The sequence below is a fragment of the Cryptosporangium arvum DSM 44712 genome (assembly GCF_000585375.1).
Lineage (GTDB): Bacteria > Actinomycetota > Actinomycetes > Mycobacteriales > Cryptosporangiaceae > Cryptosporangium > Cryptosporangium arvum.
On the sequence record NZ_KK073874.1, the window covers coordinates 2074489 to 2086639 of the forward strand.

General features: G+C 72.1%; 10 protein-coding genes and 2 pseudogenes. 9 read left to right on the forward strand and 3 right to left on the reverse strand.

Annotated features, from left to right (window positions below; genetic code table 11):
* Positions 1 to 106: 106 nt before the first annotated feature.
* The 5 genes and pseudogenes from CRYAR_RS09645 to CRYAR_RS09660 all read left to right on the forward strand — a co-directional run bounded on the left by CRYAR_RS09645 (position 107) and on the right by CRYAR_RS09660 (position 4968).
* Positions 107 to 1495, forward strand: a complete 1389-nt coding sequence (locus CRYAR_RS09645; protein WP_035849991.1) for an NYN domain-containing protein — start codon at positions 107 to 109, stop codon at positions 1493 to 1495.
* A 71-nt stretch (positions 1496 to 1566) separates the two neighbouring features.
* On the forward strand, positions 1567 to 1842 hold the full coding sequence (locus CRYAR_RS45100) for a hypothetical protein (RefSeq protein WP_211247364.1): 276 nt from the start codon (positions 1567 to 1569) through the stop codon (positions 1840 to 1842).
* 926 nt (positions 1843 to 2768) lie between these two features.
* Positions 2769 to 3092 (forward strand): annotated as a pseudogene (locus CRYAR_RS51230) (M48 family peptidase); the annotation flags it as partial.
* Between the two features lie 165 nt (positions 3093 to 3257).
* Positions 3258 to 3821: pseudogene (locus CRYAR_RS51235) on the forward strand (M48 family metalloprotease); the annotation flags it as partial.
* Between the two features lie 28 nt (positions 3822 to 3849).
* Positions 3850 to 4968: a glycosyltransferase family 4 protein gene (locus CRYAR_RS09660; RefSeq protein WP_035849996.1), complete on the forward strand. Its 1119-nt coding sequence runs from the start codon at positions 3850 to 3852 to the stop codon at positions 4966 to 4968.
* Between the two features lie 51 nt (positions 4969 to 5019).
* Here the strand turns inward: CRYAR_RS09660 and CRYAR_RS09665 are convergent, their stop codons facing one another.
* The 3 genes from CRYAR_RS09665 to CRYAR_RS09675 all read right to left on the reverse strand — a co-directional run bounded on the left by CRYAR_RS09665 (position 5020) and on the right by CRYAR_RS09675 (position 9345).
* The gene (locus CRYAR_RS09665) at positions 5020 to 5715 is read right to left on the reverse strand and encodes a response regulator transcription factor (protein WP_051569974.1); all 696 of its coding nucleotides are present in this window, start codon (positions 5713 to 5715) and stop codon (positions 5020 to 5022) included.
* A 158-nt stretch (positions 5716 to 5873) separates the two neighbouring features.
* On the reverse strand, positions 5874 to 7427 hold the full coding sequence (locus CRYAR_RS09670) for a sensor histidine kinase (protein ID WP_211247365.1): 1554 nt from the start codon (positions 7425 to 7427) through the stop codon (positions 5874 to 5876).
* Between the two features lie 130 nt (positions 7428 to 7557).
* Positions 7558 to 9345 carry an AMP-dependent synthetase/ligase gene (locus CRYAR_RS09675; protein ID WP_035861540.1) on the reverse strand — a complete coding sequence of 596 codons (1788 nt, stop codon included), beginning with the start codon at positions 9343 to 9345 and terminating at the stop codon, positions 7558 to 7560.
* 97 nt (positions 9346 to 9442) lie between these two features.
* Here CRYAR_RS09675 and CRYAR_RS09680 point away from each other — a divergent pair, with 97 nt between their 5' ends.
* The 4 genes from CRYAR_RS09680 to CRYAR_RS09695 are packed head-to-tail and all read left to right on the forward strand — an operon-like array spanning position 9443 to position 12101.
* Complete coding sequence (locus tag CRYAR_RS09680; RefSeq protein WP_035850002.1) at positions 9443 to 10252, forward strand: metallophosphoesterase family protein; 810 nt, start codon at positions 9443 to 9445, stop codon at positions 10250 to 10252.
* Positions 10253 to 10261: 9 nt separating this feature from the next.
* Positions 10262 to 10705 (forward strand): SRPBCC family protein, encoded by a 444-nt coding sequence (locus CRYAR_RS09685; RefSeq protein WP_035850003.1) that lies wholly within the window; start codon positions 10262 to 10264, stop codon positions 10703 to 10705.
* On the forward strand, positions 10696 to 11844 hold the full coding sequence (locus CRYAR_RS09690) for an ArsA family ATPase (protein ID WP_035850005.1): 1149 nt from the start codon (positions 10696 to 10698) through the stop codon (positions 11842 to 11844). Before CRYAR_RS09685 ends, CRYAR_RS09690 begins: the two co-directional genes overlap by 10 nt.
* Positions 11841 to 12101, forward strand: a complete 261-nt coding sequence (locus CRYAR_RS09695) for a hypothetical protein (protein WP_035850006.1) — start codon at positions 11841 to 11843, stop codon at positions 12099 to 12101. Before CRYAR_RS09690 ends, CRYAR_RS09695 begins: the two co-directional genes overlap by 4 nt.
* The last annotated feature ends 50 nt before the right edge of the window (positions 12102 to 12151 follow it).

A 12151-nucleotide genomic window follows, 5' to 3' on the forward strand; every position in this document is an offset into this window, starting at 1 on the left:
GACAAAAACTCGAACGAGCCGGGTTCACCTGGTCAGACGTGGTCCGTCGTGCGGCCGACGGCGATCAGGAGTGGAAGACTGGAACCATGTCCACCTTGCGGCCACTGTGACCGGCGATCACCACAGAGAGGACGGCGTCACCGACGCCGCGATCGGCGCTGCCCAAACCGGCGTCGAGCCGACTCAGCCCGACGTCGAGCCCACTCTGCCGGATGCGGTCCGCGCCCGCGTGACGGCGCTCGCCGTCGACCTCTTTCCCTCCCTCGGCCCCGACGTCCTGCCCGCGGCGCTGCGCCGGTTCGCGCAGTTCACCCCGGCTCGGCGGGCCCGGCTGGCCGGTCCGACCGTGGTCGCGCAGCTCGCGGCCGACGCCGAGTTCCGCCAGCGGCTGGCGGAGCGGGCCGTCGAGGCGGCCGGGCCGCTGGGAGCCGCCGTAGCCGCAGGCACCCCGCCCGGCGCCGCCGACCCCGTCGAGGTCGCCGCACTGGCCTACCTGGCCCGCCCACCGCACTGGACGACGCTCGTCGAGTCGGCGTCGGCGACCGTCGTGGCCGCGGCCGAATCCGAGCAGGTGCTGGCCGCGTCCCGGCAGGTCGAACGCCTCACCGAGCAGCTCGAGCGGGCCCGGGCCAACGCCAAGGCCGACGCCGAGAAGCTGCGCTCGGACCTGGCGACCGTCCGCGGCGAGGCCGACGAGCTGCGGGTACGCGTGCGCGAGCTCACCAAGGCCCTGCGCGACTCCGAGCAGGACGTCCGCCGCCTCACCGACGCGGTGTCCACCGAGAAAGGCCGGGTCGCCGCCGCGTCCAGCGCCTCCGACGCCGAGATCCGGCGGCTCCGCGGGCGGCTCGCCGACGCCGAGCGCGAGCTGGAGGCGGCCAAGTCGTCCAGCCGCGCCGGCCGGGTCACCGACGACATGCGGCTCTGGCTGCTGCTGGAGACGCTCGGCAACGCCGCTCAGGGGCTCCGTCGCGAGCTCGCGCTCGGTCCCCCTGGCGTGCTGCCCGGTGACGTCGTCGCGGCCGACGTGGAGGCCACGGCCGGTACGAAGACGAAGGCCGGCAGCCAGCTCTGGGCCGCCGACGACCCGGCCCGGCTCGACCAGCTGCTCGCGCTGCCCCGCGTCCACCTGGTGATCGACGGCTACAACGTGACGAAGACCGGGTTCCCGGAGGCCGCGCTCGAGCAGCAACGCACGCGCCTGGTAGCGAGCCTGGCCGGGCTCGCCGCGCAAACGAACGCCGAGATCACGGTCGTGTTCGACGGGGCGGGCCGGCTCGCGATCGCGCCCGGGAGCCCGCGCGGGGTGCGGGTCATCTTCAGCCCGGCGGGGGAGACCGCCGACGAGGTGATCCGGCGGCTGGTGCGCACCGAACCGCAGGGACGGCCGGTCGTCGTCGTGTCGTCGGACAAAGAAGTGGCCGACGGTATCCGCCGGGCCGGTGCCTATGCGGTGCCGTCCGTAGTCCTGGTGAAGCGTCTCGACCGGGCTTGACTCAGTTTTGTCGTACCCCCTGCCTACCGTGCGTGGTGGAAGGAACAGATGCACGGAAGGAGGCGACGACGATGCTCATCGATTGCGACGCGTGTGGCGTCCGTGGCTCAGGCTGCGCCGACTGCGTGATCACCGCGCTGGTCGGGGCCCCGCCGCCCGGTGTCGAACTGACCGAGATGCCGAACGGCGTCGAACTGGACGACGTGGAGGAGAACGCACTGCGGGCCCTGGTCTCCGCGGGCCTCGACCCCGAGTTCGTGTCGATCACCGCGACCGAGCCCGCCCACGACCTGCGCCACCACACCGACTGGCTCGGAGGCAGCCACACCGACCGCCAGGCCGGCTGACGCCGGAGCCCCACCGGCGGCCGGGCGCGCACGCCCATAGGCCGGCCGGACCACAGCGGGAGGCCCGCTGACCCTCGGGCACCAGGCCGACCAGGCCTTCGCCAGAGGCCGGCCAGGCCTTCGCCAGAGGCCGGCCAGGCCGTTGCCGGGAGGCCAGCGAGGGCTCCCGGAGGGCCAGCGAGGGCTTCCGGAAGGTCGGCCGGGCCGTTGCCGGGAGGCCAGCGAGAGCTCCTGGAAGGCCAGTGAGGGCTCCCGGAAAGGCCAGCCGGACTGTTGCCGGGAGGCGAGGCGGGCTGTCGGTAGGAGCCAGCCGGGCTGTTGCCGGGAGGCGAGGCGGGCTGTCGGTAGGAGCCAGCCGGACTGTTGCCGGGAGGCCGGCCGGGAACTGGTGGAGGCCAGCTCGGGACTGCCAGGGGCCGGGAGGCCAGCCGGGACTCGGGCGGGAGACCAACCGCACCGCCGCCGGGAAACCAACACAACCGCCGGCAGAAACACAGCACAACCGCCGGCAGAAACACAGCACAACCCCCGGCCGTCCAGCAGCGGGCGGCTGGGATGATCGACGAGTGTCCAGCCGAACCGTCGCCCTGATCGCGTTCCTGGTCCTCGGCGCCGCCGTGGTGCTGGCAGCGGGCCTACTCACGCCCTGGCGCACCACCCCCGCCGAAAGAACCCCCGCCGAAAAGAGCCCCGCCGAAAAGGCCCCCGGAAAAACCACCCCCGCCGGAGAAACCAGCGGCAAGGCCGACCCCGCCCGAAAAACCACCCCTGCCGGGAAAGCCACAGAAGCCACAGACCCCGCCCCGCCCCGCCCCGACGCGGCCACCGACTTCACCGAAGCCGAAATCAGCCGCGGTAGCGCCTTCCGCGCCGCGTTGCGGCCCTGGTCCCTGGCCCGGCTCGCGCTCGGGCTCGTCATCGCGCTGGTGCTCGGCCTCACCCCGCTCGGTGCCCGGCTGATCGGTGCGGTCGCTCGTCCGCTCGGTGGCTCCTGGTGGAGCGAGGCCCTGCTCGGCGGCGTCGTGCTCGGTCTGGTGGCGACCGTGATCACGCTGCCGCTCGCGGCCCGGTCGGAGGTGCTGCTGCGCCGGTACGGCCTGTCCACGCAGAACTGGGGCGGTTGGCTCGCCGACCAGGCCAAGGGCTGGGCGATCTCCGCGGTGCTCACGGCCGTGCTCACGCTGATGCTGTTCGCGCTCGTGCGGGCCACGCCGAACTGGTGGTGGACGTGGGCCGCGGCCGGTGCGGCGGCGTTCGTGTTCGCGGCCTCGTTCGCGTTCCCGGTGCTCATCGAGCCGTTGTTCAACAAGTTCACGCCGATGCCCGATTCGCCGCTGCGCACGAGCCTCGTGCAGCTCGCCGAGCGCGATCACGAACCGGTGAAGGACGTCCTCGTCGCGGACGCGTCGCGCCGCACGACCGCGCTCAACGCGTACGTGTCGGGGTACGGGGCGAGCCGCCGGATCGTCGTCTACGACACGCTGCTCGAGCAGGCTCCGCCCGAGCAGGTCGAGTCGGTCGTGGCGCACGAGCTCGGCCACGCGGTCGACGGCGACGTGGTCACCGGCACGGTGCTGGGGGCGCTCGGCGCGGCGGCGGCGGTGTGCGGGCTGGCCGTGCTCGGCGGCTCCACGGCCCTGTTGCGCCGCGCCGGGGTCGAGAGCCTCACCGATCCGCGTTCGATCGCGCTGCTGCTGGCGATCGCCGCGCTGGCCGGCGTGTTCGCCACCCCGGTGCAGGGCCTGGTGTCACGCAAGATCGAAGCGCGCGCCGACGAGCACGCGCTGGCCCTCACCCGGGATCCGGAGGCGTTCGTGGCGATGCAACGCGGGCTGGCCCTGCAGAACCGGGCCGACCTGCGTCCGAACCGGTTCTTCCAGGTCTGGTTCGGCACCCATCCGACCACTGTGGAACGCATCGCCGCCGCCCGGGCGTTCGCCGCCCGCGAGAACCTCCCCATCCCGGCGCCGTCCCGATGAGAGACCCGATGACAGCGGAAACACCCCGATGAAGACCTTGCTCGTCACGAACGACTTCCCGCCGCGCCCCGGCGGCATCCAGACCTTCGTGCACCAGCTCGCCGTGCGTCAGCCGCCCGGCGAACTCGTCGTCTACGCCTCGCGCTGGAAGGGCGCCGAGGAGTTCGACGCCGAGCAACCGTTCCCGGTCGTGCGCCACCCCACGTCGTTGCTGGTGCCGACGCCGGCGGCCGCGCGCCGCGTCGTCCGCACCGCGAAGGAGCACGGCTGCGAGACGGTCTGGTACGGCGCCGCCGCCCCGCTCGGCCTGCTCGCGCACACGCTCAGGAAGAACGCCGGCGTCACCCGCCAGGTCGCCCAGACCCACGGCCACGAAGCCGGCTGGGCGCAGTTGCCCGCCGCCCGTCAGCTGCTCACCCGAATCGCCGACGGCGTCGACGTCATCACGTATCTCGGCGCGTACACCCGGGGCAAGCTCGAGGGCCCGGTCAGGAACAAGGCCGAGCTCGTGCACCTGCCGCCGGGCGTCGACACGAGCATGTTCCACCCCGGCGTGGACGGTTCGGCGGTCCGGGAACGCTACGGGCTCACCGACCGGCCGACGATCGTCTGCGTCTCCCGTCTCGTCCCGCGCAAGGGCCAGGACCAGCTGATCCGGGCGCTCCCCGCGATCCGCGCGACGATCCCGGACGCGGCGCTCCTGCTCGTCAGCGGCGGCCCGTACCGGGAGACGCTGGAGAAGCTCGTCCGGGAGCGCGACCTGGAGAACGACGTGAAGTTCACCGGCTCGGTGCCGTGGGAGGAGCTCCCGGCGCACTACGCCGCCGGCGACGTGTTCGCGATGCCGTGCCGCACCCGGCGCCGGGGGCTCGACGTCGAAGGGCTCGGCATCGTGTACCTGGAGGCATCGGCCACCGGTCTGCCGGTCGTCGCCGGTGACTCCGGGGGAGCGCCGGACGCCGTGCTCGAAGGCGAGACCGGCTACGTGGTCGGCGGCCGGGACCTCGACGCCTTGGTGGCACGCACGACCGAGTTGCTCGGAGACGCGGCGAGGGCGCAGGCCATGGGCAAGGCCGGCCGGGAATGGGTCGAGCGCGACTGGCAGTGGGACGACCTCGCGGCCCGGATGACCACCCTGCTCAACTGAAAGAACCGTTCTCCCCGCCGGAACGCCGCAGCGGGGAGAACGGTTGACTACTCAGAGACCAGGGGTGTTCGGAGCTTCCAGCAGGCCGAGACGCAACGCCGTCATCAGCGCCTGCGCGCGGTTTCCCGCTCCGAGCTTCTCGTAGAGCTTCGAAATGTGGGTCTTCGCGGTGGACTCGCTGACGTAGAGCTGCTTCGCGATACCCGCGACGCTCATCCCGTCGGCCAGCAGCCGCAGCACTTGGCTCTCGCGCGGCGACAGGTGCGGACCGCTCGGCGTGAGCCGCCGCTTCATCGCGCTGGCCAGGTCGGACGCGGTGAACGCGTTGGGCGAAGAGGCGGCGTGCCGCGCGGACGCGACCACCTCGTCGGCGGGGGCGTTCTTCGGGACGAACGCCGAAGCGCCGGCCTCGAGCGCGCCGAACAGCTGGTCGTCACCGGCGTACATGGTGAGGACCACGATGCCGATGTCGGCCCGGGACGAACGGAGTGCCTTGGTGGCCTCCAGCCCGCTGCCGTCGGGCAGTCGCAGATCCATGATCACGACGTCGGGCTTGAGCTCGGCGGCTTTGCGGAGCGCGTCGGCGACCGACCCCGCCTCCCCGACGACCTCGAAACCCGGGTCGCGCTCGAACGCGTGGCGGAGCCCTTGCCGAATCAAGTCGTGGTCGTCGACGAGGAGAACAGTCGTTACCCCGCCGCTGGCCTCGCCCCCCGGCGGGCTGGGGAAGGACCTGTTGTCAGTCACTGTCTGGCCGCACCTCCTGCAGCGTCACGTTATACGATCCGTCGCCTAAAGTTCTCATATCAGGGTCTCTGTAGGTGATGGCCAGCAAGAATGCATTCCGTCCCGCCACAGTGGACGGCGGAGCCCGGGAAAACGGTCGTTGATGTGAATTATGCCATTTAGCTGGCCGTTCCTTGTCGGGATTTCCCGCCCAAGACAACACGCACCGTGGTCCCTTTGGGGGCACGGGGCACGATTTCCAACTCGGCCCGGACGCGATTGGCGCGTTCGGCCATGATCGTCATTCCGTAGCGGCCCTCCGGCCGGTCCCGGCCGAGCCCCTTTCCGTCGTCGCTCACCTCGACCTGGGCGAACGGCGGATCCACCTCGCACGTGACCCACAGGTTGGCCGCACCGGCGTGCTTGCGTGCGTTCGTCACCGCCTCCTGTGCGATACGCAGCAGCTCGGATTCGACCGCGGCCGGCAGCCGGGCCGTCGACTCGTCGAGCGAGAGGTGCACCCGCAGGCCGGCGGACGACCCGATCGTCCGGGCGTAGTCGGCGATCGCGCTGCCCAGGCCGCCGTGCCGGTCGACGTCGCTGCGCAGCTCGAAGAGGCTCAGCCGCAGCTCGGTGATGACCCGGGTGACCTCGGCCCGCAGCAGCCGCAGCGTGCTCTCCGCCGCCTCGCTCTCCGCGGGCAGGTCGGCGATCGCGTTGTCGATCCCGTAGCCCACCATCACGAGTTCCTGAGCGACGCCGTCGTGGATCTCCCGGGCCAGGCGCTGCCGCTCCTCGACCGTCGCCAGCCCGCGCACCTCGTCGAAGAGCAGCGCGGTCTCCAGCCGCAGCGCGGCGTTGCCGACGACCTCGACGGCCTCGGCGACCGCGGCCGGCGGGTAGGCGCCGGTGCGGTCGGACTCCAGCACGACCAGCCCCACCGTGCGCACCCCGGTGATCATCGGCAGCACCAGCACCGACACCGGCGTGCCCGGCCCCGCCCGGTCCAGCGTGCGGTTGGACACCTGCGGCTGCTGGCTCGCCCAGGTGTCGGCGAGCGGGGTCTCGGCGTCGAACGACGTCTCCCAGGCGACGCGCCCGGGCGCACGCTGGGTCAGCACCTCGAGCCGGCCGCCGCCGCTGCCGGTCAGCACCGCGCTGCGATCCGTGGCGGCGACCTGGTTGAGCTCCTCGAGGAGCCGGTCGCCGAGGCTGCCGGGGTCGAGACCGCCCGGCAGTTGTCGCGCGATCGTGCGGAGCTGGGTGAGCAGCCGGGCGGCCTGGACGAACTCGGGCTCGACGGCGTCGCTGCGGCTGCGGACCAGGCGCTGCACGGCGAGGCCGAGGACACCGGCGACCCCGGCCAGCACGGTCCACTCGAGGGCCGCCAGCCCGTACGAGGACGAACCCAGCTGGTCCTGCAGTGCGCCGGCCACCACGAGCGCCACCGCGGTCACACCGACGAGCGCGCCGAGTTCGGCCCGGCCCGCGACCGCCCCGACCGCGAACGCCGGCGCGGCCAGGTAGGCCAGCACGAACGCCGGGTGGACGAAGGCCTCCTCGGCCGGCGGCGTGGCGGCCGCCATCGCGACCACGATCACCTCGGCCAGCCAGCCGATCCGCGCCGGCCAGGCCCGCTCGGGGGCCACCAGGCCGGGCGCGGCGGCGAGCGCGAACAACGCGCACCAGAGCAGCGTCGGCGCGATCGAGCCGGTGCTCGCCAGCGACAGCACGATCACCAGCGTCAGCAGGCAACCGCGGATCAGACGGGTCAGCGCGACGGTCTCCAGCAGGGCCGACGCCGGGGGCAGCCCGCGCAGCCAGGCCGGCCCGCTGCGTACCGGGGTGCCCCGGACGACCCGGTCAGGTGTAGATAGCGGCGATCTCGTCGGCGTACTCCTTCTCCACGACGGAGCGCTTCAGCTTCATGCTCGGCGTCAGCTCGCCCGTCTCTTCGGTGAAGTCGCGAGGCAGAATACGGAAAACCTTGACCTGCTCGGCGCGCGACACGGCCTGGTTGGCGTCGTCCACCGCGGCCTGGATCTCCGCCCGCAGTTCGGGGTCCTCCGCGAGATCGCCCACGGTAGCGTCCGCGGGCTTTCCCTGCTTGTCCTTCCACGGCCCGAACGCGTCCGGGTCGACGGTCACGACCGCGCCGATGAACGGCTTGCCGTCGCCGACGACCATCGCCTGGCTGACCAGCGCGTGCGCCCGGATGCGGTCCTCGAGCACGGCCGGGGCGACGTTCTTGCCGGCGGCGGTGACGATCAGCTCCTTCTTGCGCCCGGTGATCGTGAGGAAGCCCTCGTCGTCCAGGGTGCCGAGGTCGCCGGTGTGGAAGAAGCCGTTCTTGAGCGCTTCCGCGGTGGCGTCGGGGTTGTGCCAGTACTCGGAGAACACGTGGTCGCCGGCGATCAGCACCTCGCCGTCGTCGGCGATGCGCACGGTCATGCCGGGCAGCGGGCGCCCGACGGTGCCGAGCTTCACCGCGTCGTCGACGTTGGCCGCGGTGGCCGGCGAGGTCTCGGTGAGCCCGTACCCCTCGGAGACCCAGAGCCCGATGCCCCGGAAGAAGTGCGCGAGCCGGGGCCCGAGGGGCGCGCCGCCGGAGATCGCGTGGGTGCAGGAACCTCCGAGCGCGGCGCGCAGCTTCGCGTAGACGAGCTTGTCGAAGACCGCGTGCTGGGCGCGCAGCAACAGGCCGGGACCGCCGGAGTCCAGCGCTTCGCTGTACGCCACCGCCACCCGGTCGGCCCGGTCGAAGATCGCGCCCTTGCCTTCCTTGTGCGCCTTCTGCTTCGCGCCGTTGTAGACCTTCTCGAACACCCGCGGGACCGCCAGGACGAACGTCGGGCGGAACGTCTGCAGGTCGTTCATCAGGTTCTTGATGTCGGGCGCGTGGCCGAGCGTCGCCCGCGACTGCACCGCGCCCAGCTGGATCAGCCGCGCGAACGCGTGCGCCAGCGGGAGGAACAGCAGCGTGGACGCGCCCTCGTTGAACATGCTCGGCAGCATCGGCAGCGCGTTGCCGACCTCGAACAGCAGGTTCTTGTGGGTGAGCACGCAGCCTTTGGGGCGGCCGGTGGTGCCCGAGGTGTAGATGATCGTCGCGGTGTCGGCGGGGCCGAGGGCGGCCCGCCGCTCGTCGACGTCGGCAGAAGGAACGGACGCTCCACCGGACGTCAGCAGCTCCACCGCCGACGCGTCGATCTGCCAGACCTGGCGCAGGGAGGGCAGCGACCCGCGGACGGCCTCGACCTGCGACTGGTGGTCGGAGGACTCGACGAAGACGCCGACCGCGCCCGAGTCGCCGAGGATCCACTGCACCTGCTCGGCCGACGACGTCTCGTAGATCGGGACGGTGACGGCGCCCGCGGCCCAGATCGCGTAGTCGACGAGCGTCCACTCGTAGCGGGTGCGTGCCATCAGGCCGATCCGGTCACCCGGCTGGATACCCGAGGCGATCAGCCCCTTCGCGACGCCGACGACCTCGTCCCGGAACGTGGCGGCGGTGACATCCGTCCAGCCGCCCCCGGAGGGCCTACGGAACGTGACCTTGTCCGGCACCTCCTCGGCGGCACTCCAGACCGGATCGGTCAGATTTGCCCCGTCCGGGACGGTGTAGACGGCGGGCTGAGCGAACTCACGCACCACGGCCTCCCCTTCCTGTGTCGCGTTCCCATCAACGGTATCCGACCGTGGTACGGGTCACGGTGGTCCCCTTCGCGTCCGGTGGCATGCTTCGGGAGTGCCCCGCCTCCACGTGGTCTCCGACGTCCACGGCCGCGCCGACGCGCTGGCTACCGCCGGTGACGGCGCCGACGGACTCCTCGTTCTCGGCGACCTGCTGCTCTACCTCGACTACGCCGACCCGTCCCAGGGCATCCTCGCCGACCTGCTCGGCGCGCAGGCCGGGGCCGAGTTCGCGGCGTTGCGCAAGGAGCACCGCTTCGGCGACCTGCGCTCGATCGGCGCGCAGCTGTCCCAGGTCGACGACCTGCCGGGCGCGGTGACCGAGGCGGCCCGCCAGCAGTACGCCGAGCTGTTCGGGATCATGCCGACGCCCGCGTACTGCACGTACGGCAACGTCGACATGCCGGCGCTCTGGCCGGAGTTCGTCGACGACAAGCACCGCATGTTCGACGCCGAGGTGGTGGAGATCGGCGGCTGGCGTTTCGGTTTCGTGGGTGGATGGCCCCGCAAGCTCCTGCCGGCGGCGCAACCGGTGACCCGCGCACCGCGGATCCCGCCGATTCCGTTCGGCGCCGACTTCTCCCCGGAGGAGTTCGCCGCGAAAGTGGAATCGCTCGGCCCGGTCGACGTCCTCTGCTCGCACGTGCCACCGGCCGTCCCGGAACTGCGCTGGGACACCGTCACCCGGCGGCCGGAGGTGGCCTCCGAAGCACTGCTCGAGGCGATCCACACCCACCAGCCGCGGTACGCGCTCTTCGGCCACGTCCACCAGCCGCTCCAGCGGCGGCTGCGGATCGGGCGCACGGAGTGCGTCAACGTGGGTCACTTCCGGGCGACCGGACAACCGTTCGTGCTGGAGTGGTAAGCAGAACACATGGCGGACTCCTCCCAGCAGTCGATCACGATCCCCGCGCCGGTCGGCACGATCGCGGCGGTCATCAGTGACTTCGCGTCCTACCCCGAGTGGGTCGACGCGGTGAAGAGCGTGGAGATCGTCAGCGAGTACGAGGACGGCTACACCCACCAGGCGAAATTCGTTCTCGACGCGGGACCGGTCAAAGACGAGTACACGCTGGAATACGCGTACGCCGAGGACCTCACCCGGATCGAGTGGACGCTCGTCGAAAGCACGATGATGAAAGTCCAGGACGGTAGCTACGACCTGGTCGACAACGGCGACGGCACCACGGAAGTCACCTACACGCTGACCGTGGACATCAACCTGCCGATGCTCGGGATGTTCAAGCGCAAAGCCGAGAAGATGATCATGGACACCGCGCTCAAGGATTTGAAGAAGCGCGTGGAATCGTGCGCGTAGTTCTTTTCACCGGTAAGGGCGGAGTCGGGAAGACCACCTCCGCGGCCGCCACCGCCGTGCTGGCGGCCCGGGCCGGTGCCACGCTCGTCGTCTCCACCGATCCCGCGCACTCGCTGGCCGACGCGCTCGGGCTCCCGGTCGGCGCCGAGCCGACGCCGGTCGCCGACGGTCTGCACGCCCAGCAGGTCGACCCGCAGGCACGCTACGAGCAGTACTGGGGCACGCTGCGCGGCTACCTCACCACGGTGCTCCGCCACGGGGGCCTGTCCGGCGTCGCCGCCGAGGAGATCGTCGTCCCGCCCGGGCTGGACGACCTGTTCGCGCTGTTCGCCGTGCGCGACGAGGCCCGGTCCGGGCGGTGGGACACGGTCGTCGTCGACTGTGCCCCGACCGCGGAGACGCTCCGGCTGCTCACGCTGCCCGACGTGCTCGGCTGGTACACCGATCGGCTGGCGCCGCTGCACCGCCGGTTGTCCGGCGTCGCGCGTCCGGTGCTCGGCCGGGAACTGCAGAACCTCCTTCCCGACGACGCCGTGGTGAGCGCCGTCCAGAAGCTGCGGACGGCGCTCGCGGACGTCCGTGACCTGCTCACCGACCCGCAGACGAGCGCGGTGCGGCTCGTCCTCACGCCGGAGGCCGTGGTGCTCGCCGAAGCGCGACGCACGTTCACGGCGCTGGCGCTCCACGGGTTCGTGGTGGACGGCGCCGTGGTGAACCGGGTGATCCCCGACGGTGACGACCCCTGGCGGGCCGGGTGGGCCGCCGCGCAGCGTGCCCAGCTGGCCGAAGCGCGGGAGAGCTTCGCCGGTGTGCCGCTCCGGACCGCGCCCTACCTGCCGGGCGAGCCGGTGGGGGTGCCCGCGCTGACCGAGCTCGCGGAAGCGCTGTACGGCGACGACGACCCGGTGGCCGCGGTGCCGGTCGAACCACCGCTGCGGCTCGACGGCGACGCCGTGCTCTCGGTGGCGCTGCCGCTCGCCGACCGGTCCGAGATCGCCCTGTCCCGCGTCGCCGACGACCTGATCCTCACGGTCGCCGGGCGGCGCCGGCTGCTGGCGCTGCCGACCGTGCTGCGCCACCGCGCGGTGGCCGGGGCCCGGCTGCAGGACGGCCGGCTGGAAGTGAGGTTCGAAGGATGACTACTCCTCCGCCCGGCCCGCTGGTCGACGAAGCGGTCAGGTTCGCCGAGGCGCTGCTGCACCGCGTGCGCGGGGACGGCGCCCCCGACCTGCCGCCGGAACTCGTCGCCCGGTTCAGCGGCGCGGTCGCCGACGTGGCCGTCGCCGGCGCCGGATTGTTGCAGGTCGTCGCGGAGGTCGCGCGGGAGTGGGGCGCGTCGGCCGGGGCCGAGGAGCCCGACGAAGAACCCCCGGTGGAACGAATCGACATCAGCTGAAGTTTGGGACGCCACGGCGGAGCGATGATTACCCGTCGAGCGGCGTGCCA